We start from the raw sequence: 24,879 nt of genomic DNA, 5'->3' as shown, positions 1-24,879 counted from the left end.
CGGTTACTGACCTGGTATTTGGAACGGATTGGCCGGGGTCGTGCCTGCGGTGGGCAAGGCGAATGGGAACGACGAGGCAGGGTTGGTGCCCGGTAGCTGAAAGGGGCTGGCCGGGGCGGCGCTGCCGGCCAGGGATTGCAGCGGTCCTGGCATGGTGCCGTTGGCCAGCGATGTCATGAAGCTCGGGCATTCCATCTGAATCGCCATGCTCGTGACCCAGCCTGCAATGTCCGCAGACATACCGGTGCGCCCTGACATCTGGGCGGCCGTCGAGGCGACCGTCGCGCCGGGTTTCACCAGCATCGGACAGATCGACTGCCCGATGCCGGCAAGTGCGGTGCTGACCGGACCGTTGTTGCCGATGCCGACGTCGTTCAATGCGTTGGAGGCTGCATCGCCTGTCCCGTCGGCATGCGCGGGCGCGGGCCACATTGCGGCCGCGGCGATGATGCCCAGGGTCACCACCAGCGGGCGGCCAATCAGTGCGAACCCGTTGACGAAGTCAGACCACGCGACTCGTTGGCGCACCACCATCGCGTTACGCAGCGTCGGCGAGGTCCACGGACTGTGCATGGTCAGTGAGGTCATCGAGAACTCCCGGCTCGCCGTTGAAGTGCCTCGTTGCACTTATTTCACTTTGGTAACACTGGGCCCCAAAGGTCACGTGTAGAACACGAAATGATCAAGGTTCGCAACGTAAGCGTTTTCTTATCGATGCCTCAAAGAGTCCAATGCGACACTCCGCCGCTTCGCCGAGCGACCAGATCGGGGCCCGGCCGGTGTCGACACGGATAGCTGGCAATCATCGGCTACGGGGATCCGCAAGGATCAGAGTTGGAAGGCAGCCATGGCAATGAACACACCTCCGATCGTGTCGCCGCAGGAGTGGGAGTCGGCGCGGCTGCAGCTGCTCGTGAAGGAGAAGGAGTTGACTCGCGCGGGTGACGCGGTGGCCGCCTTGCGTCGGCGGATGCCGTGGCTGGCCGTGGACAAGGACTACGAATTCATCGGACCCGAGGGCAGGGCGAGCCTGCTCGACCTGTTTCAGGGACGCCGTCAACTGATCGTCTACCGCGCCTTCTTCGAGCCAGGCGTCTTCGGCTGGCCGGAGCACGCCTGCCGCGGCTGCTCGTTCGCCGCCGATCACGCTCCGCCCGTCGCCCATCTCAACGCCCGCGACACCACCCTGGTGTTCGTCACACCTTCGCCCCAGGCCGACATCGAGCGGGTGAAAGCGCGGATGGGCTGGAAGATGCCCTGGTACACCATGACTGACGGATTCGACGTCGACTTCGGGGTGGATCAGTGGCACGGCACGAATGCGTTCATTCATGACGGCGGTCAGGTGTATCGCACCTACTTCGTCAACAACCGCGGAGACTCTTCGCTGGGGACCACGTGGAGCTACCTCGACATCACCGCACTTGGACGGCAGGAGGATTGGGAAGACTCGCCGTACGGCTACCCCCAGTCCGCTCCGTATGAGTGGTGGAACTGGCACGACGAATACGGCGACGCGCAGCCTTCCCAATGGTGGCCTTATCGCGACGAGGACGACAGCAACCCTGCCGACTCCCGGCCAAGGCGCACCGGTGCCAAGGGCCGAGATCTCAAGTGAGCCAGCCTTACCCGACGTTGGTGGCGGTCCCAGCTGTCAGTTGGGCAGTGACCGTGGCAGCCCAAAGACCGGGAGCATGTCATTGTCGAAGCGGGTCAAGCCGCTGATCTGGTGGCCATTGAGGGTGAGGACCAGAAGACCAGCCCCGTGGCGGATACCACCAGCGGCGTCGGCAAGGTAGGCGCCGAACGCCAGCTGACGGTTCGCCCGCGTCGGCACCAGGTGATAACTCCTCTGCGCCATCACGTGAGCGTAGAAGCGGGCCACTACGTCGCGGCCGTGGTATTCGAGAGGGATCGGTGGCATGGAGACGCGGACGTCAGCGGTGAGCAGTTCGACGAGGGCATCGACATCGCCGGACTGGTAGGCGTGGACGAACTTCGCCACGAGCGCCCTTTCGGCCGGGGAGTCGGGAGCAGGTGGCGCTTCGTGTTCGCCGGTCGTCGGCAGCCGCAGTTGCAGGCTGGTGCGGGCTCGCTTGAGGGCACTGTTGACTGACGCGACCGTCGAACCGAGCATGTCGGCGACCTCGTTGGCGCGGTAGCCGAGGACCTCGCGCAAGATGAGCACTGCGCGCTGGCGCGCAGGCAGCACCTGCAGGGCGGTCACGAAGGCCAGGGAGATGGCTTCGCCCTGCTCGTAGCGGGCCTCAGGCCCCAGCGACACGCCCACCGACCCCTCCAAGAGTGAGTCGGGATAGGGCTCGAGCCAAACGATTTCGCCATGCCCAGTCGGTTCCGGCAGTTCAAACGTGGCGATGTCGCGCTCCTTGACCGGGCGTCGGCTGGCCGAGCGCACTGCGTTGAGGCACCGGTTGGTCGCGATTCGGTACAGCCAGGTGCGGATCGAGGCACGTCCCTCGAACCCCCCAAGGCCCTGCCAGGCGGCCAGCAGTGTGTCCTGCACGGCATCCTCGGCGTCCTGAAATGAGCCCAGCATCCGGTAGCAGTGCACCAGAAGCTCTCGCCGGTGCGACTCGGTCAACTCCCGGAACGCCATGCCGTCCCCAGCGCGCGCCCTGGACATCAGATCGGTTGTCGCCACGCGTCACCACTACTCCCTCGCACCTCGGTGCTCGCTCTCCCAATCGGTCACTGGTACTGACACCGGCCGGTACGAAAAGTAGGCGGCCGGGGTGCGCTCATTTTCGTCGACCCGTGGCGCCTGCATCTTCGACAGTTCGGAATTCACGAGATGAGGAGTCGGTATGACGATCGCAGGCAAGACAGTTTTGGTGACCGGAGCCAATCGCGGAATCGGCGCGGCGTTGGTCGAGGAAGCGTTGAGCAGGGGCGTCAAGCACGTGTATGCCGGCACGCGACAGCCCTTGGCGCATCGGGATGGTCGTGTCACCCCCCTGGCCTTGGATGTGACCGATGCCGCGCAGATTCAGGCCGCGGCGCAGCGAATCGATTCCCTGGACATCCTCATCAACAACGCCGGCGTATCGGTCTATGACGACTTGAGCGACCGTGCCGCGCTCGAACAGACCCTCGCCGTCAATCTCTTCGGCACGTACGGCGTTACCAAGGCATTCCTGCCATTGCTGACCGCGTCGCAGGGAGCGATCGTCAACGTCTTGTCGGTCACGGCCTGGGCCGCGATACCGGTCATTCCGGCTTACTCGATCTCCAAGGCGGCGGCGTTCTCCCTGTCTCAGTCGCTGCGCGCACTGTTGGCTGCACACGGCGTGAGCGTGCATGCCGTGATGACCGGTCCGGTGGACACCGATATGTCCAGAGCCCTCGACATTCCGAAGGCCTCGCCGGAGTCGGTGGCGCGCGCCATCTTCGACGGAGTGCAGAACGGGGAGGAGGAAATCTTCCCCGATGCCATGTCGGCGTCGATGGCCCAGGACTGGCGCGGCGGCGCCGCCAAGGCCCTCGAACGTCAGTACGCGGGACTCGTCGCCGGAGCGGCCGCCACCTAGATCTCGTCCGAATCCATTGGTACACAACGAAAGAACACAACGATGAATGAATCATTACAGCCGACCGCGATGGTCGTCGGCGCCAGCAGGGGCTTGGGTCGCGGAATCGCCCGTGCATTCGCCGAGGCCGGTGCTCCGGTCGTTGCGGTCGCCCGCACGGCCTCGGCACTGGCCGAGCTCGCCGCCACCAGCGAGAACATTCACCCCGAAGTGGCCGACGCCGCCGACCCGACGGCGGCGTGGAGCCTGCTGGATCAACATGAGCCGCGGCATCTCATCCTGGTCGCTGGGGCCAACCCGGTGATGCGTCCGTTGCAGCACCAGACGTGGGAGACGTTCTCGGCCAACTGGAATGCCGACGTCAAGATCGCCTTCACCTGGCTGCGTGAGGCACTGCTCAAGCCGTTGCCGCCGGGCAGCCGGGTCGTGGTGATGAGCAGCGGAGCGGCGATCAACGGGTCACCGGCCAGCGGCGGGTACGCCGGGGCGAAGGCCACTCAACGATTCATCGCAGGCTATGCCAATGACGAGTCAGGTCGCGCCGGTCTTGGCATCACCGTCACGGCGGTCATGCCGAAGATGACTCCGTTCGGTGACGTCGGTCGGCGCGGAGTCCGGGCGTACGCGGCCCGCACCGGCCAGACCGAGGAGGCCTACCTGCAGCAGCTGGGGGAGCCGTTGACCCCCGAAACCGCAGGCAGCGCCGTGCTGGACCTGGTACGCAAGGATTCAGCGACCCTGTCCTCGGGCTACCTGCTCACCGGAACCGGCCTGCAAGCACTGCCATGAACGTCAGCAGCCGCAGGTGTTGCCGACCCGGAGCGACACCGTCAGGGGAACCAGCGTCGTCGTCACGGGCGTGTCGAGCAGTTGGTTGAGCGCCTCACGGGTGATTGCGTCGACGGGTTGTTGGACGGCGGTGAGGCGGAACTGCCCGTAATCGTTGTTGGTGCCATCGAAGCCGACCACGCGGATGTCGTTGGGGATGTCCATGCCAGCGTCGACGATGGCACGGATCGTGGCGGAGGTCTGGCCGTACGTCCCGACCACCACGGCTTCCGGAGCACGGCCGGAAGTGCGAAGAAAGGCGGCGACAGCGGAGTAGGCGCCGGCCTGGGTCAGGTCGGTGCGGATCTGCGCGACGTCGCCGACCGCGGATCCGACACCGGCGAAGCGTTGCTCTACGGTTTCCCGGTCGCCGTGGGAGACGTCGGCCTCGGTGAAGCCTCCGACGAAGGCGATGTCGTGGCAATCGTGGGCCTCGACGAGGTGTCGTGTGACGAGTTCGCCAGCACGGACGTGGTCGACGCCCACGATCTTGGCGGCGACGCCCCCGCGGATGTTGTGCATCCAGACCACGGGGATCCGCTCCTGAGCGCACAGTCTTGCCGTTTCCGAGGCATTCGCCGCTCCGATCACGACGAGGCCGTCGATTCCGACTTCGGCGAAGGCGGTCGCGAACTCGAGTTCGCGTTCCGGGTCGTACCCGGTGTTGCCGATCATGGTGAGGTGGTCGCGCGCTCTGGCTTGGACCTCGACCCGCCCCACGAAATCGCCGAAGAGGGGCATCGTCAGGTCTGGGACCAGGAGTCCTATCTGTCGCCAGCGCCGCGGTCGACGCAGTGCCCTGGCGCGGTGATCGAGCCGGTAGTCCAACTCGTCGATCGCAATGAGTACCTTGGTGCGCAACGACTCTGACACCGGACGGGGCCCGTTGTTCAGCACGTAGCTCACCACCGCCGTCGAGGTGCCGGCGCGGTTGGCCACATCGGCCAACGTCGGACGCTTCCCATCCACTCCGGTTCTCCTTGCATTCCTTCGATCGCGGTGTCGCCAGGCTTTGGATCACGTCGATTGTGACAGTTCCATCGGATCCAATCCTCGTTACGCTAATCGATTAGAACGGTTACGAGGAGGACACGTGGTGGCAACAAGGCGTTGGTGGAGTAGCTGACATGGCATTCGTACGACTCGCCGGAGTCACTTATCTCGACCCTGAACTCGTCCACGAGAGCTACGTGCTGTTCACCGGTGCCGACGGCAGCACCCGCCTCATCGACCTCAACGGCACCGTCGTGCACACGTGGCCGTTCGCGGGAGTGCCGCCCCGGATCCTCGATCCAGCGCTCAACGGTGGACGCGTCGGCGACGTCGGTGTGCAGTTGTCCGACAGCGGCGATGCCCGCGGCGGAATCTATGCCAACGGCACCATCGGTCAGCTCGACTGGGACGGGGAGCAGGTCTGGGAATGGGGGGAGCAGGCGCCAGGCGGTGCTGCGCGGCAGAACCACGACTGGGAGCTATTGCCCAACGGCAACCGGCTGATCCTGGTCACGGTTCCTCGCGTCGTGCCCAGCCTCGGTGACGACGTCGTCGGCGATCAAGGTTTGTACGAGGTCGCGCCCGACGGCGAGATCGTGTGGTCGTGGCTTGCCGGTGACCATCTCGAGGAGTTCGGGTTCTCCCAAGCGGGTTGGGCTGCGCTCCGTGAGACCGCCGCCCGCGACCCGGAAGACCCGTGGGGATACCTGGAGATGAACAGCGCCAAGTCGCTGGGCCGAAATCGTTGGTACGAAACACGACTCGACACTGCGTTTGATCCGGACAACATCCTGGTCAGTTTTCGCAAGGCGAACGTCATCGCCTGCATCGACAGGTCGTCCGGAAAGATCGCGTGGAAGTTCGGGCCGTACTACGACGCCGAAGCGGGATCGCAGCATCAGCGGATCAGCGTGCACGAGGTGCCACGCCCGCTCGACCAGACGTCCGGTCAGCACAATCCGCACATGATCGCGGCCGACCTTCCTGGCGCAGGCAACATCCTGGTCTTCGACAACCAAGGCGGCGCAGGGTATCCGCCCGCGGCGATCGGCATCTACGCCGGTTCCCGCGTACTCGAGATCGACCCCGTCACCGAGGAAATCGTGTGGCAGTACACGGCCGAAGACTCCGGGCTTCCGCCATGGACGTTCTTCAGTTCGTTCGTCAGCAACGCGCAGCGTCTGCCCAACGGAAACACCCTCATCACCGAAGGCATGCAGGGTCGACTGTTCCAGGTGACTCCGCGCGGCGATGTCGTCTGGGAGTACCACAGCCCCTATCTGGGATACGGCGTGGCGGGCGAACCGGAGGTCAAGCACCCCAGGGTTCCTGGAGTCGACCGGCTCACCCTCACGTCGTTGGTGTACCGATCGCAGGCGGTCCCCTTCGGCTGGACGCCGGTCGACACCCCGCGACCGCCGCTCCGTGACGTCGACCTCCGCCCAAAGCCCTGATCGGACAGCGTATTCCGGTCAGCTTCACCCAACCCCAGCAGAAGGTGTTCCCATGACGACAAGCCTCGAGGCAATGGCCGCCGGCTCGCGATCGCCTGCGCTGGCGAGGGACTCCCACCGACCCGCCGGCTGGCGGCCCTTGTTGCGGTCGGCGATCGGGCATTTCTGGACGTTTGGCTGGACGATCGCCGGGCTGGTTCTGGCAGCGGCGGTGTGGTCGCTGGTGGTGGCAACCGGGCGCTTCCCCCGACAACTGTTCCCCAGCGTTCCGGAGATCCTCGCGGCCGGCCACACGCTATGGTCCGAGGGGATGTTGGCCGATGACATCGGCGCCAGTTTGCGCAGGGCTGCTGTGGGTTTCGCAATCGGTGCCGTCGCCGGAATCGTGGTGGCGGTGCTCACCGCAACGACCGCGGCGGGACGCAACGTGCTTCAGCCAGTCTTGCGGGTCTTCTCACCGATCCCGACGATCGGCCTGGTCCCGCTGGCCATCCTCTGGTTCGGCCTGGGTGAGAACAGCAAGACACTGGTCATCGCGCTGGGCGTATTCGTCCCAGTGTGGATCAGCAGCCACGGCGGCCTGGCAAGCACACCGAGCGACTACCTGATGGCCGCACGCTGCCTGGGAGCCCGACGGTGGCAGACGCTGCGCAAGATCGTGTTGCCAGAGGCCGCCCCGGACATCGCCTCGGGCCTGCGGGTGGGTGCCGCGATGTCCTTCGTACTGATCGTGGTCGCCGAAATGACCGGCACCACATCGGGTATCGGGTATCGGATCTCTCAGGCACAACTGTTCTCACAGGCCGACCGGCTGATCTTCTGCCTGATCGTCCTGGGCCTCGTAGGTGCGCTCTGCGACCTGCTCATCAACGCGATCACCGCCCCATTCACGCGCTGGGCGCAACAGGAACGCTGACATGGCCATCGAAACCCGCGACCTGGTCGTGCAGTTCCCAGGCAAGCGACAGCCCACCCTCCACGACATCTCCATCACCGTTCCCGACGGGTCATTCGCCGTGCTCGTCGGCGCCTCCGGGAGCGGCAAGTCGACGCTGCTGCACTGCCTGGCGGGTCTCATCAATCCGACGTCCGGCGTGGTCACCGACAACGGTGAAACCGTCTCCGGACCCCACCCCCGACGCGGGGTGGCCTTCCAACGCGACGTGCTCTTCCCGTGGATGACGGCGGCCGACAACATCGAATTCGCACTCGCCGCAAGGCGCTTGGCCAAACGCGAGCGCCCAGCGAGGATTCGTGAACTGCTCGGTCTGGTCGGACTACCCGAGGACGTGGGTCGGCAACGCCCCGCCCAATTGTCCGGCGGCATGCGGCAACGGGTCAGCATGGCCCGGGTCCTCGCGGGCGAACCGGCCGTGATGCTCATGGATGAACCGTTCGCGGCCCTCGACGCACTCACCAGGCTGCGGATGCAGGACCTGCTGATCGACCTCTGGACGCGATCGAGTCGAACCATCGTCTTCGTCACGCACGACATCGACGAAGCGATTCGACTCGGCGACACCATCAGCGTGCTCCGCGACGGCCGGATCGTCGATCGCATCACCAACCCCCTGAGTCGGCCCCGACCCGCAGACGCGCTGGCAGATCAGCCCGGCTACAGCGAGATTCGCAAAACCCTGCACCACCAGCTCGGCATCGACCACGCAGTGCACTGAACGACCCCTGCTCACAAAGGATCGACACAACGTGAAGACATCCCTTCGACGGCTTCTCGCCGCGGCACTGACCAGTGTCACGCTCGCGGCATCGATCACCGCCTGCGCGGGGTCGCAGACCACGGACGCCAATGCGCTGACCGTCGGATTCGTCGTCGATCCCTCCTGGGCGCAGATTCCCGTGGCCGCTGACACGGGCCTGTTCACCAAGCACGGCGTGAACGTGAAGGTGGTGAACTTCCAATCGGGGGTGGAAGCGCTGCAAGCCGCATCGGCCGGCCAGGTCGACATCACCACCGCCGCAGACGTACCGACCTCCGCCGTGCTCACCCGGACGCCGACGCTACGAGTCGTTGCCGACGGCTCGCGCTGGGAAGGCTCTCGCATCGTCGCGCGCCGCAGCGCGGGAATCGCCACCATCCAGGACCTCGCCGGCAAGTCCATCGGAACCCCGCTCGGCACGAGTGCCGCCTACTTCATCTCGAACGCATTGGCGCAGGACAACATCAACGCCAATCTCGTCCAGGTGTCGCCATCGGCGATGGTCACGGCGGCCGCCCGGCGCAACGTCGATGCAGTCTCGATCTTCCAGCCATACCAGGCGCAGGTGATCCAATCGCTCAACACCGACGCCGTCGAACTGACGGGCGGCACGTACAGCCAGCACAGCCTCTACCTCGCAACGCAGCAGGCGGTCTCTGCGAAGGGCAAGGCGATCACGGCATTCCTCGGCGCCCTCGACGAAGCCGGAACCGCGCTGTCCCAGAAGAACGGCGCTGCGACAGACGCCGTCGCCAAGGCCACTCAACTCGATCCGGAACTGCTGCGCACGGTGCTCGCCGAGTTCGACTTCACGCTCCAACTGAATCCAGACCTCGCGCAGAAGCTCACCCAGCTCGGCGAATGGGCCAAGACCCAGGGATCGGTGGAACCGTCGACCCAACTGCCCAACTACGCAGAGTTCCTCGATGACCAGTTCTTGGCGAAGTCGGCATCGTAGGTGGGGGAGGAACAGCTCGATTGCGGGGGACCGACCCGTGCGACATCAACCGCGTTTTAGCAGTTCATCGATGGTGAGGACATGCCACTCCACGAAGGAAATCGCCCAAAGATCACGATCAGATCTCGTAAAGGTTGCTGTTTAGGTGCTGTTAGCACTTAAAGTGCTAGCCGTGGGAAGGCATTCATCAGCGAGAAGCCGGCGGAGGTCGCCTGCACTCACGGCCGGTGCCGTTGCGGCGTTCGCCCTGTTCTTCGCTATCGGCGGAAGCGCCGGTCCGATCGCAGCCAAGGAAGCGCCGAAGCCGGTCGTCGAGGCCGCCGTCGAGACTCCCGTGCCGTGCTGTGTGGAGATCGTCCAAGCCGCGCCGGCTGGCTTCGCGTCGCTTCCGTCCGCCTTGCCCGCGCAGATGGCAGTGGCATCGAGGTGGCGGGTCATTCCACGCACGTTGCCCGTCGGAATTGCTCCCGAGCGAGGGCTGCAGGTGAAGACGATCCTGGTCGACCGCAGCATCAGCGCGATGTTTCCCGAGATCCAAGACATCGGCGGCGTTCGACCGGATGGGCTGAGATGGCATCCCGACGGTTTGGCGCTCGACGTGATGATTCCCAACCCCGGCTCGGACGCGGGTATCAAGCTCGGCAATGAGATCGTGGCGTACGCGCTGAAGAATGCGGAGCGATTCGGGTTGCAAGATGCCATTTGGCGGGGTGTGTACTACACGCCCGATGGCGGGCGGTCGAGTATCGCCGACCACTTCGACCACGTGCACCTGACGACCCACGGCGGGGGATACCCGAGCGGGAGCGAGCTGTACTACCGCTGAGCCGCGGTTGGGCGCGGTGGTGTCAGGCGGTACAGGCGGGCAGCAGGTCTCCGAACAGGTGATTGCACACCGGGCGACTTCCGTCGGGACCCAACAGTGTGGCGTCTCGCCACTTACCCGCGTGTCCGTCAATTGAGCAATGAGGCGCCGCTCACACCATTTGTCAGCGCTTCTTGCGGATCGCGTCCTCGGTGGCCGACGTGGTGTCGGCCTTGCCGCGCTTGTCGGCGCGCTTCTCCTTGAGTGACTTGCCGGCCTTCTTGGACATGGTCGATCTGGGGGATTTGTCAGACATCGCCGGCCCTTTGATTGGGGGCCTGAGTGGTCCCGATCCCTCGACCATACGCCCGCGACGTGGGAGGCTGTCGGGCTGCGAGTGAGAATCGTTCTGCGCCAAAGTATTCGAACCGTAGGAGCGGCCGCGAGGGTTCGACGACGACGGCTGGTCGCCCGCGCGCGCACCCGCAGGCATAGGCTCAGGACGATGGCGGAGTTCACCGCAGAAGATACCGACGTCGAGGCATCCGTGCAGTTCAGCGCGGATGCCGCGGATCTGCGGGCTGGGATCGACGACCTCGCAGGCCTGCTCGCCGGCAGCCTGGGCCTGCCGGAGCTGCTGACCCAGGTGGCGGCGTTCACGTGTCGCGCGATCCCGGGTGCCGACGGCGCCGCCGTGACGCTGCTGCGGGTCGACACCACCGACATCGAGGTGGCCGCGCTGGCCGCCAGCGCGCCGTTCGTCACCGCGATCGACGAGATTCAGTACGTGACCCTCGGCGAGGGGCCGGGCATCACCGCGGTGAGTGATCGACGTGCCGTGCGGTCCGGCTCCCTGGGCGGGGAGAAGATGTGGCCGAGATTCGGGCCGCGCGTCGGCCGGATGGGCGTGCACAGTGCGCTGGCGCTGCCATTGCTGTTGCCCGATCGCGTGGTCGGGGCGATCGCCGTGTACGCCTACGCCAAGGACGTATTCGACCTCCACGCCGTGGAGCTGGGTGAGTTGTTCGCCAAGCCCGCCGCCGCCGCCGTGCACAACGCGCAGGTTCTCGCCGAGGCGCTCACCCTGAACGACCAGCTGCGCAAGGCCCTGTCGTCGCGCCCGGTGATCGACCAGGCGATCGGCCTCATCCGGGGCCGCACGGGCCGCAGCGCGGAGGACGCGTTCGGACAGTTGCAGGCGATGAGCCAGGCCGAACACCGCAAACTGGCCGAGGTTGCGCAGCTCGTCGTCGACGAAGCCGTTCGGCGTGCGCTCGCCAGGAACAAGTCGTCCTGAAAGTCGTTCCGCAACGCGTTTAGCAGCGTTAACGGGCCGCGACGGGCATCCGGAGACCCCCTCGGGGTGGTAACGTGAGGGGTGTTGGGAACCCAACCAGTCCGGGATTGAGTCAGCTGTACGCCGCTGTTCTCTACGAGCAGCCGCTCACGCCGGGCACTCCGGTGACATCCGCCAGTCGGGACCACCTTGAACGCTCCAACTCGTTTTCCGTCGCTGGCTGGTCGGTATGTGCCGGAACGCCTTTCACCGCCGAGCATCGGCATGCTCACGAGCTTTCCGCCGACTCCGTGCGGGCTGGCGACGTTCAGCGCAGGCTTGGCGGACGGCTTGTCCGCCAAGGGTTCCGACGTCAGCGTCGTGCGGGTTGCCGATGGTGCGGAATCATCGAGTACGGCCGTCGTCGGAGAGCTCGTCAACGGCTCGGCCGCATCGATCGCCGCGTGCTCGGAGCTACTGAACCAGCGTGAGGTCGCCGTCATTCAGCACGCTTACGGCGTGTACGGCGGCGCCGACGGTAGCGAGGTGCTGGACGTCATCGACAGCCTTCGGGTCCCGGTGATCGTCGTCGCCCACGAAGTTCTCAAAAACCCGACGGCGCACCAGCGTTCGGTGATGGAGGCGATCGCCGAGAAGGCCGACCGCATCGTCGTCATGTCCGAGGCCGCCAATGATCGCCTGAGCCTCGAGTACGCCATCGACCGCCACAAGGTCGCCACCATCGGCCGTGGCGCCACGCTACCGACCGTCGCCCCGTTGAAGCGGGCAGGCAGGCCGACGCTGCTCACCTGGGGCCTGATGGGGCCGGGCAAGGGCGTGGAGCGGGTCATCGACGCGATGAGTTCACTCAAGGAACTGCGCGGTCAGCCGCGCTACCTCGTCGCAGGCGCGACGCATCCGAGGGTGTTGGCCACCGAGGGTGAGGCCTACCGCGAAGCCTGCATCGAGCGTGCCCGCAGCACGGGCGTCGCGACGTCGGTCAACTTCGACAGCATCTACCGCAGCACCGCCTCGCTGTCGGCGCTCATCCAGTCGTCGGCGGCGGTCGTGCTGCCGTACGACTCCACCGATCAGGCCAATTCGGGCGTCTTGGTCGACGCGCTGGCGGCGGGTCGACCCGTCGTCGCAACCGCCTTCCCCCACGCCGTCGAACTCCTCGGCAGTGGCGCGGGCGTAGTCGTCAGTCACGACGATCCGGACGCCCTGGCGTTCGCGCTGCGCCGCATGCTGACCGACCCGCGGATGACCGGTGACATGGCAGCGGAGGCACGGCGGTTGGCGCCGACCTTTGGCTGGCCCATCGCCGCCGCGGCGTACATGACCCTTGCGCGCCGACTTCTCGCCGAGCGAGCGGCACTCGTATGACCACCGCGCCGCTGCCGGTCTTCGACCACCTGTTGCACATGTCCGACCGTCGCGGCACCTTCGAACACGCCCTCCTCGCCGAGCCCGAGCGCGCAGGCGGCTACACCACCGAGGACATGTCCCGGCTCCTCGTCGTGGCCACCCGCCAGCCCGAGCCGGGCGGCGCGGTGAACGGCCTTGCGGGTCTGGCCGTGCGGTTCCTCAACGACGCGCAGTCCTACGCGGGCACCTGCCGCAACCGGATGGACGGCAAGGGCAACTGGGTGGATCAGCCGACGCTGGAGGACTGGTGGGGCCGCTGCCTGTGGGCGTTGGGCACCGCCGCCGCGCACAGCAGCGTGGGCCTGGTCCGCCGGGTCGCCGTGATCCAGTTCGAGCGTGCCGCCAAGGTGCGGTCGCCGTTCCCGCGGGCCATGGCGTACGCAGCGTTGGGCGCCGCAGAGGTCCTCTCCGTCGAGCCGGACCACGCCATCGCGCGCGCCCTGCTGACCGCGTACGCCGACAGCGTGCCCGAGCCCAGCGATGACGCCCAATGGCCTTGGCCCGAAGCAGGACTCAGCGACGCGAATGCGGCGGTGGCCGAGGCGATGATCGCGGCGGGCACCACCCTGGAGCGTCCGAAGCTGTGCCAGCAGGGCCTCGACCTGCTGACGTGGCTGCTCGACTACGAGACGGCGGGTGAGCGCCAGGCGTTCGACCGTCAGCCGGTCGAGGTGGCCGCGCTGTCGGATGCGTGTGCCCGCGCGGCCGGGGTCGACGCCAGCCCGAAGTGGCTCGACGGCGTCCGCGCCGCGGCATTGTGGTTCGAGGGCGCCAACGACGCAGGCAAGCCCATGTGGGATCCCGAGACCGGCGGCGGGTTCGACGGTCTGAACGCCGACGGGGTGGATCCGAACCAGGGCGCGGCGTCCACGCTCGCGGTGCTCTCCGTCCTGCAGAACGCGCAGCGCTTCGCCACCGTACCGGAATGACGGCGAGCTTCAAACGCGACGTGGGCTGCCAGCTCGACATCGACATCAAGGCGCCGACGACGCTGGAGTTCCAGATCGCGATCGCGCCGCACCCGAGTACCGAAGTCTACGAGTCGTTGACGTTCGTATTGGACGGCAAGCCCGTGCACCCGGTGGAGGTCAGCGGCGCGCACGGCAACCGGATCCACAAGTTCTGGGCCGAGGGCGGCAACCTGCAAGTGGGGTACTCGGTGACGATCATCGGCCAGACCGACCCCGCGCCCGTGACGGACTACGACCTGTCGATGTATCTGCGGCCCAGCCGTTACGCCGAGGCCGACAAGTTCTACGGTTTCGCCGCAACGGAATTCGGCCAGTACGCCGACTCGACCACGCTGTTGGAGCATGTGGCGGCGTGGGTGGGCGGGCGCCTGAACTACGTTCCTGGTTCCAGTGATCCGATCGACGGCGCCGTCGACACCCTGCTCGCCGGTGCGGGCGTCTGTCGCGACTTCGCCCACCTGGTGGTGGCCATGCTCCGCGCCGTCAACGTCCCGGCACGGTTGGTGGCCGTGTACGCCCCCGGTCTGTACCCGATGGACTTCCACGCGGTCGCCGAAGCCTTCGTCGAGGGCCAGTGGCGGGTCGTCGACGCAACGCTGTTGGCGCCGCGGCAGAGCCTGGTGCGCATCGCCACCGGACGGGATGCCTCCGATACCGCGTTCCTCGCGAACCACAAGGGCGCGATCAACCTCAACTCGATGAACGTGACGGCCATCGTCGACGGGAATCTGCCGTTCGACTCGATCGACCAGTTGGTGTCGATCCGCTGACGGCGGTCAGCCCTTGCGCCTGCCCCGGTTCCGGAACGCTTTCGTCTCTCTGTCGACCCGCGTCGCCTGCGCTTTCGCGGTGAGCTCGTCGGCGATGGCGTTCTGCTGTCGAGCCAGGCGGGCGTCTTCGGCTACTTCGTCGAGGATGTGGACCCGGCCGAAGTAGCGCCATTCGGCGCGGAACTCGTACTTGACGGCCGCCACCATGCCGGCCAGGGCGAGCGCGACCAGGATCGCGACGACGATGAGGACGACCGTGTTGGTGGTCATATAGGCGCCTCGAATCCTCGGTAGACCTCCAGTAGACGCGGATTTGGGCATCGTGTCAACATCCTTGATACGTAACCGAAATCACCTGTCTGACTGTGTTTTCAGGCCGAAGGGATGGGGTAGCGGGCCGGCTTCGCACCCGTGTGGTGCGGATCACCCGGTTGCGCGTACGGTCGACGTGGACGAGTCGGCATGCCGACTCGGTGTCAACCATGCCTTGGGAGGGTCGAATGGGTGGACTCAGCCTCGGCATCATCGCCGTCACCCACAAGGAGAACGAGCACCGCCTCCCGATCCATCCGGAACATCTCGACCGCATCGACAAGAACGCCATCGGCCGGATCTACCTCGAACGCGGCTACGGCGAGCACTTCGGGATCTCCGACAAGAAGCTGGCCCGCTCGGTGGCAGGGATGCGTTCGCGCGCCGACCTGATCGCTGAGTGCGACGTCATCCTGCTGGCCAAGCCCGACGCCGACGACCTCGCCGAGCTGCGCACCGGCCAGGTGCTGTGGGGCTGGCCGCACTGCGTGCAGGACGGGCAGCTGACGCAGCAGGCGATCGACCGCCGCCTGACGTTGATCGCCTTCGAGGCCATGAATCTGTGGCGCAAGGACGGCTCCTTCAAACTGCACGTGTTCCACAAGAACAACGAAATGGCCGGTTACTGCTCGGTCTTTCACGCCTTGGAAATCATCGGCTCGACGGGAACCTACGGGCGCCGTCTTCGCGCGGCGGTCATCGGCTTCGGCGCCACCGCACGTGGCGCCGTCACGGCGCTGAACGCCATCGGCATCCACGACATCGACATCCTGACCAACCGCAACGTCGCCGAGGTGGCGTCGCCAATTCACTCCGCGGACATCGTGCAGTTCGAATCCGAGGTGGGCACTGACGGGTCGAGCTCGAGTTTCGCGCTCACCGACGACGGCAGGGTTCCGCTGGCCGGATACCTGGCCGAGCACGACGTCGTCGTCAACTGTGTGCTGCAAGATCCCAACGCGCCATTGATCTTCCTCGACGAGGGCGACCTCGAAGTCTTCCGGCCGGGCAGCCTGTTCATCGACGTATCCTGCGATGAGGCAATGGGTTTCAGCTGGGCGCTTCCGACGTCGTTCGAGAAGCCGACGTTCACGGTCGGCAACAACATGACCTACTACTCCGTCGACCACAGCCCGTCCTACCTGTGGAACGCCGCGACATGGGAGATCAGCGAGGCGTTGATCCCTTATCTTCCAACGATTTTGGGTGGTCCCGAGGAGTGGGACGACGACGAGACGGTGCGTCGCGCGATCGAGATACGCGAGGGTGTCATCGTGAACCCCGACATCCTGGCGTTTCAGCACCGCGCGCCGGAATACCCACACGTCCGTATGGAATCCCAGTGACCAGCAATGGAGTAACGTCATGGGTATCGAGCAGCTCGGTTCCGAGCGAAAATGCTCGGCTGCAAAGGACAACACGATGGCTTCGCCCACGAAGATCCGCACCCCCTACGAGAACCGTCTAGATCTCGTCAAGACGACGATCATTGCTCACTCCAAGCTCGATGACGACGTCGCGGGCACCCTCGCCGTCGAGGTCCTCCATGCGCTGAACTCGATTCCCGAGAAGGTGCGCTGAAGCTGCATTCTTGGCTGATCGGTGTTGATCGGTTCCAGACGCCTCCCGTAGTGGTGAGGTAGCTTCTATCGACACAGCCACGCGGGGATGGCCGTGCCGAGGAGTGAACGGTGGATTCGACGCCATTTGGGCACTATCAGCTGCAAGAGCTGCTGGGCCGGGGCGGAATGGGCGAGGTCTATCGGGCCTTCGACACCAGGACCGATCGCGTCGTCGCGCTCAAGGTGCTGCCGCATCATCTGGCGCAAGACAGCGTCTTCCAGCAGCGATTCCGTCGGGAGTCCCAAGCTGCGGCCAGCCTGAGTGATCCCCACGTGGTGCCGATCCACGGCTATGGCGAGATCGACGGCCTGCTCTATCTGGACATGCGGCTGATCGAGGGCCGCACCCTCGGTGACATCCTCGCCGAACGCAAGGGGCCGATCGACACCGAGCTCGCCGTGAAGGTGGTGGAGCAGGTCGGGACGGCTCTGGACGCCGCTCATCAGGCGGGTCTGATCCACCGCGACGTCAAGCCGTCGAACATCCTGATCACCCCGGGGGAGTTCGTGTACCTGATCGACTTCGGTCTGGCGCGTACCGCGGGCGAAGCGGGCATGACGACGGCGGGCAGCACACTCGGCACGCTGGCCTACATGGCGCCGGAACGCTTCGACGGGGGGCAGAGCGATCCGCGGTCCGACATCTACGCGCTGACGTGTGTGCTCTACGAGAGCCTGACTGGGTCGCGGCCCTATCCCGCGGACAGCCTCGAACAGCAGATCGCCGGGCACATGGTGTCGGCGCCGCCGCGGCCGTCGGCGTTGGTCCCGAGGCTGGCGGCGTTCGACGACGTCGTCGCCAAGGGCATGGCCAAGAAGCCCGGGCAGCGGTATCAGACCGCCGCGGACCTCGCGGCCGCGGCGCGACGCGCGCTGAATGCGCCGGTTCGCACCACCGGACGCTCCGGTCGGCACTCGGCTCGACGCGTCGCGACCCAGGGCGGCCGGCGTCCGTCCCGGCGCGTGGTTGCCATCGTGGCCGCGGTGGTGCTGGCGGCCGCGGTGGGGACCTTCGGTGTGTGGCAGCTGAGCGGCGGGCCCGATACCCGACAGGCGGGTGTCATCAACAGCACGGCGCCACCGGATCCGGCGCTGGCCCCCGGCGCCGTGGCGTCGATCGCGGCGACCGTACCCGCCGGCATCCGCGACTCGGGCAAGTTGGTCATCGGGGTCAACGTGCCCTACGCCCCCAACGAGTTCAAGGACGCGAACGGCCAGATCGTCGGGTTCGACATCGATTTGATGAATGCGGTCGCCCGGACCCTGGGGCTCACTCCCGAGTACCGGGAGACCGCCTTCGAGGCGATCATCCCGTCGGTGCGCGCCGAGGACTTCAACGTCGGGCTGTCGTCGTTCACCGACACCGCGGAGCGCGAGTCCGCGGTCGACTTCGTCACGTACTTCCAGGCGGGCACGCTGTGGGCGCAGAAGGCCGGCTCGTCGGTCGACCCGGACAATGCCTGCGGCCTGAAAGTCGGTGTGGCATATGGGGCTCTGCAGGAGACCGAGGAGGTCCCGGCTCGCAGCGACGCCTGCCTCGATGCCGGGTTGTCGCCCATCGACAAGGTGGTCTACGTCCGGCAGGACGATCTGACGAAGGCGTTGATCGCAGGCGAGGTCGATGCGATGGCCGCCGATTCGCCGGTGACCGGTTTCGCGGTGAAGACCAGCGGAGGGACGCTGGAGGAGGCGGGCGAGATGACCGACCCGCAGCCGTACGGCTGGCCGGTGGCCAAGGGCTCGGCGCTGGCGGAGTCGTTGCGCCAGGCGCTGGAGCATCTGATGGAGGCCGGCGAGTACCGGACCATCGCCACCATCTGGGGCGTCGACAAGGGCGTGATCGACAAGCCGGTGATCAACGGGGCGACTCGGTAGGTTCGGCTCGTCCCTCGTCACCCGACCATGGTCTGCGTGCCGAGCACGGCGAGCAGTGAAAGCCGTTCGGCGTCTTGGGTTCCTGGCTCGGCGGTGTAGATCATGATCGTCAGGTCGGCGCCCGCGACGGTGAGCACGTCGCAATCCAGCGTCAGGGGCCCCACCTGCGGGTGGTCGATGGTCTTGCGCGACGCCACGGGCTGGCCGCCCACGGCGCCGGAATCCCACAGTTCGGCGAAGAGATCGCTGTTCGCGCGCAACTCCGCGACCAGCCGGCGCACCCGCTGATCGACGGGATATCTGCTCGCGGTGGCACGCAACGCGGCGACCTGCGCGGTGTACAGGTCGCGAAGCGACTCGGGGGTATGGCGGACGCGACTGCCCGGGCCGAGGAAGTTGCGCCACACCGCGTTGCGAGCGTCGCCGAGGTGCTCGCCCATCGAGGCGGTGTAGAGCGGGCTGGCCAGCAGCCCCGATCATCAGCGATTTGTGTGCACCGACCGGCGCTCACCGCCGGTGAACGCACACAAATCGCGGCAGGGGAGCCGAGTGACGGCGTTCACGCCATCGCCCCATAGCCGCGACGCCGGTTGTGGGGCGGTGGACGCTGCGGTGACCGTTCCCCCGATCGGGGGACACGGGTTTCGTCCGGTCTAGCCACTGGTTGGCGGACATACCTCTCCTTGTGGGTGCGACATAGTTGTCTCAACGCCGGATGACACCGGCACAGACAACCAAACAGACACTCACACAAGGAGATTCACATGACCACCATTGCCCGCCGCATCGCCGCCACCGCCGCCCTGCTCGCCGCCCCCGCCCTGATCGCCCTGGGCACCGCCGCCGCCAGCCAGGCCGACACCGCGATCACCAACAACGGCCCCTCGATCAGCACCCCGGTGCACCACGACGCCTTCCCGCACCAGAGCAACACTCCCAAGCCGGGCACGCCCGAGCACCACCGCCACCAGCACAACCGCTGACCCCAGACCGCCGAGAACCCGGATGCGTTCATCCCCGCATCCGGGTTCTCGGGCATTGGGGCTGGCGAAATTGCCGCATTCGGAGCATTCGGCAGTCACCGATAATGGAGACCTAGTCAGCGCCGAACACGGGAGTGAAATGCAGGTCGATCCGCAGATCCTGCGTGCCTTGGCTGGGCAGGCCGACAGTGTGGCCGGTGTGATCACGTCCGCCGACATCGGAATGAAGGCCACCACGGCAGCCGATGGATTGCCCGGGTCGACGACCCAGTGGGCGGCGCACTCCGTTGGCAACCACTTCACGCAGATGGCCAAGCAGCTCGCGGACAACGTGACCAAGATGGGTCAGGCCGTCCGCGGCGCAGGAGACAAGTTTGAGGCCACCGACGATGCTCTGGCAGACACGTTCGATGGGTTGTTCTGACCGATGCTGCCCTCACGCCCCACTCTGCAGGGCTGGAATCCGGACTCGTTGACCGCGTCGGCGGCGGCCATCACCTCCGGAGCGACGACGGTGTCGACCGCCGTGAAGGGCATCGACGACGCCTGCCACCGCATGCCCGAGACGAAGGCGTGGTCCGGGCGTTCGCAGAAGGCGGCGTCGGCGATGTTCGAGCGGGCCGAACGTTACGCGTCGACGTTTTCGGACTACGCGAACGACATGGCAGCTGCGCTGCAGCATGGCAGCGGGACGATCGGGCCGGCTAGGGCTGCGCTGCTCAACAAGGCCGACCAGGTCGACGCCGGCCCGCTCCGCGTGACCGATCAATGGGTGGTCCTGATCGACCCCGTGAGGATGTCGGCCGCCGACCTGGCGAAACTCGAGACGCTGGCGCGGTCGGAGCAGGAAGCCATCAACGGCATGCTGACGACGGTCGGCGACGCCGACGATGCGACGGCCAACGCCGTCGTCGCCGCGGGAAAGGAACACGGCTTCGTCGAAGCCGGTCCGCCGACCGATCTGGGCTCGATGATGCTTCCGGTCGCGCAGCGCCCCGGCGATCAGGTGCCGAATCCGCGCGATCCGGTGGGTGTGGTTGCGCAAGAGGCGATTCGTGATGCAGATATGTCGATGGCGATCCGGGACGTCAGTGAGCCCATCAAGAACCAATACGGGGACGAGGAAACGACCGTCACCAAGCAGGACGGCAGCAAGCAGGTGTTGACCACCTACGACCCCTTCGACTGGCCGAGCAAGCAGAACTTCGCCTCCGTCACGGAATACGACAAGGACGGCAACGAGGTGTCGAAGACGAGTTCGTGGCATGACCTCGGCAACGACTGCGACTACACGACGACCACTTGGCCCAACGGCTCGACATGGACGATGTCGATGGATCCCACGGGCTACCGGACGGCCGGATTCACCACGGCCGATGGCAGGCATTCGGCTGTGCCCGTCGAACTGATCGACAACATCTCTCTCGTCAGCGGCGCAGGCCTGTCGGGATTGGAGAAGCACATCGTGAACGGTGGCGGGTTGCCGATGGTGACGGCCGAATCCGTTGAGAACGTGGGCAAAGCGACCAAGTTCGGCGGCCCCGCGCTCACGATCGCGACTACCGTCTTCGACATGGCGATGGCGGACAACGACCATGACCGCTGCATCGCACTCGTCGCCGGCGCCGTCGGTGCAGGTGGGGGTTGGGGTGGCGCGGAAGCCGGCGCGGCAGTTGGCTTGGCTACTGGACCACTTGCGCCGGGTGCCGTGCCCATCTTCGCATTTGTAGGGGCATTGGGAGGCGGTTACTTCGGCGGGAAGCTTGGCAATTTCATTGGGGATGTCGTATGTCCCTATTGACGTTGCCCGAGCCTGCTAATTGGCCCGCGGGCGGGCGTCGCCTGCTGCGGTTGACACTGGTGTTGGTGGCGTTCTTCGCGGTCGGGGTGTTCGTCGGCACGCGCAGTGTGCTGCGCGGTGCCTATTTGGAGGCCTTCGTCGGCGTGGGCTTCCTGCTCCCGCTGATATTCGCCCTGATCGCGTTGCAGCTCGTCTCCCGTGGACAATCTTCACTGCGCGCCAGCCATGACCCGAGGGGAACGATGCTGCGCCCCGACCGCACTTTCAGCTCGCTGATGCTCGTCGCCTTCGGCGTCGTGATCCCCGTCGGGCTCGTCTTCGTGGTCTTCACGCTCACAGGCGATCTCGAAATGTTCACCTCGCGGCGCGCGCGAGCCGGCGCGGTGGTGCTCATGATTCTTGCCATGGGGACCGCCATAGCAAGCGCGATCAGCGCGTGGCGACGTGGCGGCGTGGGCTACGTCGAACTCACGCCGACTGGCATCGACATCGCCAACATCTTGCGCACGGAAACCGTCACGTGGGAAGGCATTGCCGCAGTCGACGACCACTCCGAGTCCAACAAGAAGACGAGAAAGGCAATCGTTCTCAAGCTGGAGGATGGCACCGAGAAGACCATCGACGGCGCCGACTTCTATGTGCCCAACGGTGTTGGGCTCTACTGGATGGTGCGGCACTACTGGCGCCACGCGGACGACAGAGCGGAGCTCACCGACGGACGCGCGCTCGAGCGGCTGCGCGACGGCCGGTTCGACCTCGCGTAGTTGTCGGAGGCGGGCGTTATCGTCGCCGGATGCCTTTGCAGAACCGGATCACGCCAGGTGGAGAGATCATCGCGACCAGTGCGCGCGGCACCTTCCTGGGAAATCGGGGCATCCTGCACGACGAGAACAAGCAGATCGTTCGGCAGTCACGGAACACTATGTGGCTGATCTGCCAACTCGAATTCAACGGGCGCAGGCAAGAGCTGATGAAACCCAACAGGTACACGCACCTGTTCTTTCTCGACGAGGCCGTGGCGCTGGCGGCGGGCCACCGGCCGTGCGGCGAGTGCCGGCGCACGCATTACCGCGCCTTCGTCGACGCGGCGAACGTTCAGAACGAGGATGCGATATTGGGAGCGGCGGATCTCGACAAGCAGCTGAAGGCGTCACGGCGGGCGCCGCGCACGACCAGTGCGATCGCCTCGCTGCCCGACGGGGTCTTCATCGAGTTGGGCGACAACGACTTTCGACTCGTCTGGGGTGGCGCCCTGCATCGGTGGGCGGCGGACGGCTACATCGATCCCATCGCGATCGCCGACGTCGATGTCACCGAGGCGGCCGTGGTGACGCCGTCGCTGTCAGTCGCGGCGCTTCGGCATGGCTACCCGGTGACGGTGCACCCATCGGCTGCACACGGAAACCCCGTGGCGCCAACAGGGCATGCGACGTCGGCCTGACCTGCTCAGCCACGCGACGGAACGCCTGCGGCGTCTGACGCCGATCAATCCCGACATCGTCATGGACCCGTTGCGACCCGCAGGCATCAGTACTCGGTGCCGCAATCACGGCAGACGACGCAGGAGACGGTGTGTCCGGCTTGCAACCTCGTGCACCCGGCAAGTGCGATTGAAGGCTTGAGGGGCTTGGCACGACTGGCAATCCAAGTCCAACACTCAGGATGGGATGAACCTGCAACAACTCCCAAATGCTGTGGTTTGCGCAAATCTCGGGCTTGCTGGCACCCGTCGTTTCGAGGCCCGAGTCCTTGCGCCCGAGGTAATCTGAGTAAACGCAGATAGATCGGGGGAGACCCATGGACCTCGTACTCGGCCTGTCGCTGACGCCGACGGCGGTCCGCTGGGTGCTCGTCGAGGGGACGACGGGCCAGGGTGATCCGATCGACCGTGGGGAACTCGACATCCCGGCGATCGATGCGCTGGACGCGGACCTCCTGCTTCACGCCGTGCTGAACCCCGACGTCGTCGCCGAGAAGCGGATCCGCGTCGTGGGCGTCACCTGCACCACCGACGCCCTGGCGGTGGCCGGCGACGTGGTGGACGCATTGAAGGCTCGCGGTCACCACAACGTCGTGTTCGTCTCGGACGACGCCGCCGTCGCCGCCTTGGCGAGTGGCATCGCCGGCGTCACCGAGTACGACCACGTGGCGGTGTGCATCGTCGAACCGGACTCCGCGTTCGTCGCCCAGGTCGTCGGCGGGGGAGTGGCCGTCGAGCACATCGACCGACCACTGGACAGAGCCGACGCGCTCGAGCTCACCAGCAGCGTGATCGCCGTTCTCGACCCGAACGCCCGCCCCGACGCGATCTTCGTCGTCGGCTCGGACGACGTCGACGTGATCGTCTCCTCGTTCGAAGCCATCACCGAATCACCCGTCTTCTCCGCCGCCGAAGCCGACCTCGCGCTGGCCAGGGGCGCGGCACTCGCCTGCGCCCGAACTCTGGACATGTCGGAACCGCAAGGCTGGGTACCGCCTCTTCGCTCCAGGTCGCGAATCGGTGTGTTGTCGACGGTGCTCGCGGCCGCGGTGGTGGTCTTCGTCGTGTCACTGTCGATCGCGGTCGGTCTCAACTTGAAGCAGGATCCGCCGGTCGAACAGCCCCAGAATACCAGTGCCGCAGGCGAATCCGGACCGGGCGCCATCCCGCAGGCACCGCCCGCCCGCCCGGTCATCCGATTCCCCGATGCGTCTCGCGCCCTCGCGAGGACGATGGTCGCGGCCGTGCCGCCGGCGCCCGTCTACCAAGCGCCGCCCGCCGCTGCGCCGGTGGCGCCACCGCCCGCGCCCGTCTACGTTCCGCCGGCACCTCAGCAACCGCGCCTGCGCGATCGGATCATCGATCGCATTCCGATCATCGGTCGCTTCCACGATCCGTAGCCGTAGCGGAGACCATTCGTCGTCGCCCGCCGTCGAGACGATGGCGTCGACGCTCGAGGGAACCACGTTCGGCGACGGGCGCAAACGGGCGATGATTATTCACGCCTGCGTCACTCGGCGGCGGGTTTCCCGGAGACGGCTCCACTTGCACATGCTCCACACAGCCTCTACATAGATGGACTAGTTAAATTGCTTGTGAGGGAGCCGGTAGCAACAAGACTTCGGTCGATCGAAGACTAGGCCGAGTCGCTTCCGTTCTCTTGGAACGGCTTTGAGTCGATCTCTTGGCTCAGGGTTTTGATCGCCAGATGAGAATCGCAGGGTTTCACATGATGCACTTGAAGACCATAGCGGCAGGAGCCGCCATCGCCGGCTCGTTGGGGTTCGCTGCCCTCGGGATCGGCACGGGCGTGGCGAACGCAGCGCCGTCGCCCGTCGGATCGGGAACGCAATGGGCGCAGGATCGCGGCTGGGGCCACGGCGGTCCCGGTTGGGACAACGGTCCGGGGCGCGGCGGAGGCTGGAACGGCGGAGGACCAGGATGGGCACCACCGCCGCCCAATTATGGCTACGGCGGCTACGGCGGCTATAACGGCTACGACGGGGGTGGCGGTTGCGTCACCGGTCCGTTGGGGCTGCTGCACTTCTGTCAATAAG

Annotated in this window: 28 protein-coding genes; 22 read left to right on the top strand and 6 right to left on the bottom strand. The window is 66.1% G+C overall.

The features are described 5' to 3' along the window. Positions 1–3 precede the first annotated feature (3 nt). The gene (locus QOI01_RS24645) at positions 4–588 is read right to left on the bottom strand and encodes a DUF732 domain-containing protein (RefSeq protein ID WP_526385635.1); all 585 of its coding nucleotides are present in this window, start codon (positions 586–588) and stop codon (positions 4–6) included. 265 nt (positions 589–853) lie between these two features. Between QOI01_RS24645 and QOI01_RS24640 the strand changes: the two genes are divergently transcribed. Beyond that, positions 854–1,618, top strand: a complete 765-nt coding sequence (locus QOI01_RS24640; protein WP_526385633.1) for a DUF899 domain-containing protein — start codon at positions 854–856, stop codon at positions 1,616–1,618. A gap of 36 nt (positions 1,619–1,654) precedes the next feature. On the opposite strand, the gene QOI01_RS24635 is transcribed toward QOI01_RS24640, so the two are convergent. Beyond that, positions 1,655–2,662, bottom strand: coding sequence for an RNA polymerase subunit sigma-70 (locus QOI01_RS24635; protein WP_526385631.1), 1,008 nt, complete (start codon positions 2,660–2,662; stop codon positions 1,655–1,657). Positions 2,663–2,825: 163 nt separating this feature from the next. Here QOI01_RS24635 and QOI01_RS24630 point away from each other — a divergent pair, with 163 nt between their 5' ends. Together QOI01_RS24630 and QOI01_RS24625 are read left to right on the top strand one after the other, a co-directional pair. Next, positions 2,826–3,548: an SDR family NAD(P)-dependent oxidoreductase gene (locus tag QOI01_RS24630; protein ID WP_526385629.1), complete on the top strand. Its 723-nt coding sequence runs from the start codon at positions 2,826–2,828 to the stop codon at positions 3,546–3,548. Between the two features lie 42 nt (positions 3,549–3,590). Beyond that, complete coding sequence (locus tag QOI01_RS24625) at positions 3,591–4,337, top strand: SDR family oxidoreductase (protein WP_526385627.1); 747 nt, start codon at positions 3,591–3,593, stop codon at positions 4,335–4,337. Positions 4,338–4,340: 3 nt separating this feature from the next. Here QOI01_RS24625 and QOI01_RS24620 read toward each other — a convergent pair whose 3' ends face one another. Beyond that, a complete protein-coding gene (locus QOI01_RS24620; protein WP_526385625.1) occupies positions 4,341–5,345 on the bottom strand; it encodes a LacI family DNA-binding transcriptional regulator in 1,005 nt (334 codons plus the stop codon). A 158-nt stretch (positions 5,346–5,503) separates the two neighbouring features. Between QOI01_RS24620 and QOI01_RS24615 the strand changes: the two genes are divergently transcribed. The 5 genes from QOI01_RS24615 to QOI01_RS24595 all read left to right on the top strand — a co-directional run bounded on the left by QOI01_RS24615 (position 5,504) and on the right by QOI01_RS24595 (position 10,325). Next, the gene (locus tag QOI01_RS24615; RefSeq protein ID WP_526385623.1) at positions 5,504–6,823 is read left to right on the top strand and encodes an aryl-sulfate sulfotransferase; all 1,320 of its coding nucleotides are present in this window, start codon (positions 5,504–5,506) and stop codon (positions 6,821–6,823) included. Between the two features lie 52 nt (positions 6,824–6,875). Then, positions 6,876–7,739: an ABC transporter permease gene (locus QOI01_RS24610; protein WP_526385621.1), complete on the top strand. Its 864-nt coding sequence runs from the start codon at positions 6,876–6,878 to the stop codon at positions 7,737–7,739. A 1-nt stretch (position 7,740) separates the two neighbouring features. Next, the gene (locus QOI01_RS24605) at positions 7,741–8,499 is read left to right on the top strand and encodes an ABC transporter ATP-binding protein (RefSeq protein ID WP_526385619.1); all 759 of its coding nucleotides are present in this window, start codon (positions 7,741–7,743) and stop codon (positions 8,497–8,499) included. A 31-nt stretch (positions 8,500–8,530) separates the two neighbouring features. Further along, the gene (locus tag QOI01_RS24600) at positions 8,531–9,499 is read left to right on the top strand and encodes an ABC transporter substrate-binding protein (RefSeq protein WP_526385617.1); all 969 of its coding nucleotides are present in this window, start codon (positions 8,531–8,533) and stop codon (positions 9,497–9,499) included. 172 nt (positions 9,500–9,671) lie between these two features. Next, entirely contained in the window at positions 9,672–10,325 is a 654-nt protein-coding gene (locus QOI01_RS24595) for a VldE C-terminal domain-containing protein (RefSeq protein ID WP_526385615.1), read from the top strand. A 163-nt stretch (positions 10,326–10,488) separates the two neighbouring features. On the opposite strand, the gene QOI01_RS24590 is transcribed toward QOI01_RS24595, so the two are convergent. Continuing rightward, positions 10,489–10,620 (bottom strand): hypothetical protein, encoded by a 132-nt coding sequence (locus tag QOI01_RS24590; protein ID WP_526385613.1) that lies wholly within the window; start codon positions 10,618–10,620, stop codon positions 10,489–10,491. Positions 10,621–10,809: 189 nt separating this feature from the next. Between QOI01_RS24590 and QOI01_RS24585 the strand changes: the two genes are divergently transcribed. The 4 genes from QOI01_RS24585 to QOI01_RS24570 all read left to right on the top strand — a co-directional run bounded on the left by QOI01_RS24585 (position 10,810) and on the right by QOI01_RS24570 (position 14,749). Beyond that, the gene (locus tag QOI01_RS24585) at positions 10,810–11,601 is read left to right on the top strand and encodes an ANTAR domain-containing protein (protein ID WP_526385611.1); all 792 of its coding nucleotides are present in this window, start codon (positions 10,810–10,812) and stop codon (positions 11,599–11,601) included. A gap of 264 nt (positions 11,602–11,865) precedes the next feature. Then, positions 11,866–12,966, top strand: coding sequence for a glycosyltransferase (locus tag QOI01_RS24580; protein WP_526385609.1), 1,101 nt, complete (start codon positions 11,866–11,868; stop codon positions 12,964–12,966). Continuing rightward, entirely contained in the window at positions 12,963–13,937 is a 975-nt protein-coding gene (locus QOI01_RS24575; RefSeq protein WP_526385607.1) for a glycosyltransferase, read from the top strand. The genes QOI01_RS24580 and QOI01_RS24575 overlap by 4 nt, the downstream gene beginning before the upstream one ends. Beyond that, positions 13,934–14,749 carry a transglutaminase-like domain-containing protein gene (locus tag QOI01_RS24570; RefSeq protein WP_526385605.1) on the top strand — a complete coding sequence of 272 codons (816 nt, stop codon included), beginning with the start codon at positions 13,934–13,936 and terminating at the stop codon, positions 14,747–14,749. Before QOI01_RS24575 ends, QOI01_RS24570 begins: the two co-directional genes overlap by 4 nt. A gap of 6 nt (positions 14,750–14,755) precedes the next feature. Here QOI01_RS24570 and QOI01_RS24565 read toward each other — a convergent pair whose 3' ends face one another. Continuing rightward, positions 14,756–15,019: a hypothetical protein gene (locus QOI01_RS24565; protein ID WP_526385604.1), complete on the bottom strand. Its 264-nt coding sequence runs from the start codon at positions 15,017–15,019 to the stop codon at positions 14,756–14,758. A gap of 230 nt (positions 15,020–15,249) precedes the next feature. Here QOI01_RS24565 and QOI01_RS24560 point away from each other — a divergent pair, with 230 nt between their 5' ends. The 3 genes from QOI01_RS24560 (at position 15,250) to stpK7 (ending at position 18,558) form a co-directional block, all read left to right on the top strand. Beyond that, on the top strand, positions 15,250–16,407 hold the full coding sequence (locus tag QOI01_RS24560; RefSeq protein ID WP_526385602.1) for a N(5)-(carboxyethyl)ornithine synthase: 1,158 nt from the start codon (positions 15,250–15,252) through the stop codon (positions 16,405–16,407). A 76-nt stretch (positions 16,408–16,483) separates the two neighbouring features. Next, positions 16,484–16,642, top strand: a complete 159-nt coding sequence (locus tag QOI01_RS24555; RefSeq protein WP_526385600.1) for a DUF6307 family protein — start codon at positions 16,484–16,486, stop codon at positions 16,640–16,642. Positions 16,643–16,752: 110 nt separating this feature from the next. Then, positions 16,753–18,558 carry a serine/threonine protein kinase StpK7 gene (gene stpK7 / locus QOI01_RS24550; RefSeq protein ID WP_526385598.1) on the top strand — a complete coding sequence of 602 codons (1,806 nt, stop codon included), beginning with the start codon at positions 16,753–16,755 and terminating at the stop codon, positions 18,556–18,558. A 17-nt stretch (positions 18,559–18,575) separates the two neighbouring features. On the opposite strand, the gene QOI01_RS24545 is transcribed toward stpK7, so the two are convergent. Continuing rightward, positions 18,576–19,025 carry an MmyB family transcriptional regulator gene (locus QOI01_RS24545; RefSeq protein ID WP_526385654.1) on the bottom strand — a complete coding sequence of 150 codons (450 nt, stop codon included), beginning with the start codon at positions 19,023–19,025 and terminating at the stop codon, positions 18,576–18,578. Between the two features lie 297 nt (positions 19,026–19,322). On the opposite strand from QOI01_RS24545, the gene QOI01_RS24540 reads away from it, so the two are divergent. The 7 genes from QOI01_RS24540 (at position 19,323) to QOI01_RS24510 (ending at position 24,878) form a co-directional block, all read left to right on the top strand. Then, entirely contained in the window at positions 19,323–19,541 is a 219-nt protein-coding gene (locus tag QOI01_RS24540; RefSeq protein WP_526385596.1) for a hypothetical protein, read from the top strand. 139 nt (positions 19,542–19,680) lie between these two features. Next, the gene (locus QOI01_RS24535) at positions 19,681–19,965 is read left to right on the top strand and encodes a type VII secretion target (RefSeq protein WP_526385594.1); all 285 of its coding nucleotides are present in this window, start codon (positions 19,681–19,683) and stop codon (positions 19,963–19,965) included. 3 nt (positions 19,966–19,968) lie between these two features. After that, positions 19,969–21,342: a WXG100 family type VII secretion target gene (locus QOI01_RS24530; protein ID WP_526385592.1), complete on the top strand. Its 1,374-nt coding sequence runs from the start codon at positions 19,969–19,971 to the stop codon at positions 21,340–21,342. Then, complete coding sequence (locus tag QOI01_RS24525) at positions 21,330–22,106, top strand: hypothetical protein (protein WP_526385590.1); 777 nt, start codon at positions 21,330–21,332, stop codon at positions 22,104–22,106. Before QOI01_RS24530 ends, QOI01_RS24525 begins: the two co-directional genes overlap by 13 nt. A 29-nt stretch (positions 22,107–22,135) precedes the next feature. Further along, a complete protein-coding gene (locus QOI01_RS24520; protein ID WP_526385588.1) occupies positions 22,136–22,783 on the top strand; it encodes a hypothetical protein in 648 nt (215 codons plus the stop codon). 356 nt (positions 22,784–23,139) lie between these two features. Further along, entirely contained in the window at positions 23,140–24,222 is a 1,083-nt protein-coding gene (locus QOI01_RS24515; protein WP_526385586.1) for a DUF7159 family protein, read from the top strand. Positions 24,223–24,554: 332 nt separating this feature from the next. Continuing rightward, the gene (locus QOI01_RS24510; protein WP_526385584.1) at positions 24,555–24,878 is read left to right on the top strand and encodes a hypothetical protein; all 324 of its coding nucleotides are present in this window, start codon (positions 24,555–24,557) and stop codon (positions 24,876–24,878) included. Position 24,879: the final 1 nt, after the last annotated feature.

Source organism: Mycobacterium sp. (genome assembly GCF_032162605.1).
Lineage (GTDB): Bacteria > Actinomycetota > Actinomycetes > Mycobacteriales > Mycobacteriaceae > Mycobacterium.
Note: the sequence above shows the minus strand (reverse complement) of the source record. Positions and strands in the feature narration are given on the sequence as shown.

Coding starts and splice junctions, on each gene's coding strand:
- QOI01_RS24540 (WP_526385596.1), top strand. CDS start 19,323: ATGACCACCATTGCCCGCCGCATCGCCGCCACCGCCGCCCTGCTCGCC.
- QOI01_RS24610 (WP_526385621.1), top strand. CDS start 6,876: ATGACGACAAGCCTCGAGGCAATGGCCGCCGGCTCGCGATCGCCTGCG.
- QOI01_RS24570 (WP_526385605.1), top strand. CDS start 13,934: ATGACGGCGAGCTTCAAACGCGACGTGGGCTGCCAGCTCGACATCGAC.
- QOI01_RS24585 (WP_526385611.1), top strand. CDS start 10,810: ATGGCGGAGTTCACCGCAGAAGATACCGACGTCGAGGCATCCGTGCAG.
- QOI01_RS24575 (WP_526385607.1), top strand. CDS start 12,963: ATGACCACCGCGCCGCTGCCGGTCTTCGACCACCTGTTGCACATGTCC.
- QOI01_RS24630 (WP_526385629.1), top strand. CDS start 2,826: ATGACGATCGCAGGCAAGACAGTTTTGGTGACCGGAGCCAATCGCGGA.
- QOI01_RS24615 (WP_526385623.1), top strand. CDS start 5,504: ATGGCATTCGTACGACTCGCCGGAGTCACTTATCTCGACCCTGAACTC.
- QOI01_RS24580 (WP_526385609.1), top strand. CDS start 11,866: ATGCTCACGAGCTTTCCGCCGACTCCGTGCGGGCTGGCGACGTTCAGC.
- QOI01_RS24605 (WP_526385619.1), top strand. CDS start 7,741: ATGGCCATCGAAACCCGCGACCTGGTCGTGCAGTTCCCAGGCAAGCGA.
- QOI01_RS24530 (WP_526385592.1), top strand. CDS start 19,969: ATGCTGCCCTCACGCCCCACTCTGCAGGGCTGGAATCCGGACTCGTTG.
- QOI01_RS24520 (WP_526385588.1), top strand. CDS start 22,136: ATGCCTTTGCAGAACCGGATCACGCCAGGTGGAGAGATCATCGCGACC.
- QOI01_RS24535 (WP_526385594.1), top strand. CDS start 19,681: ATGCAGGTCGATCCGCAGATCCTGCGTGCCTTGGCTGGGCAGGCCGAC.
- QOI01_RS24560 (WP_526385602.1), top strand. CDS start 15,250: ATGGGTGGACTCAGCCTCGGCATCATCGCCGTCACCCACAAGGAGAAC.
- QOI01_RS24625 (WP_526385627.1), top strand. CDS start 3,591: ATGAATGAATCATTACAGCCGACCGCGATGGTCGTCGGCGCCAGCAGG.
- QOI01_RS24565 (WP_526385604.1), bottom strand. CDS start 15,019: ATGACCACCAACACGGTCGTCCTCATCGTCGTCGCGATCCTGGTCGCG.
- QOI01_RS24555 (WP_526385600.1), top strand. CDS start 16,484: ATGGCTTCGCCCACGAAGATCCGCACCCCCTACGAGAACCGTCTAGAT.
- QOI01_RS24640 (WP_526385633.1), top strand. CDS start 854: ATGAACACACCTCCGATCGTGTCGCCGCAGGAGTGGGAGTCGGCGCGG.
- QOI01_RS24525 (WP_526385590.1), top strand. CDS start 21,330: ATGTCCCTATTGACGTTGCCCGAGCCTGCTAATTGGCCCGCGGGCGGG.
- QOI01_RS24590 (WP_526385613.1), bottom strand. CDS start 10,620: ATGTCTGACAAATCCCCCAGATCGACCATGTCCAAGAAGGCCGGCAAG.
- QOI01_RS24645 (WP_526385635.1), bottom strand. CDS start 588: ATGACCTCACTGACCATGCACAGTCCGTGGACCTCGCCGACGCTGCGT.
- QOI01_RS24510 (WP_526385584.1), top strand. CDS start 24,555: ATGCACTTGAAGACCATAGCGGCAGGAGCCGCCATCGCCGGCTCGTTG.
- QOI01_RS24515 (WP_526385586.1), top strand. CDS start 23,140: ATGGACCTCGTACTCGGCCTGTCGCTGACGCCGACGGCGGTCCGCTGG.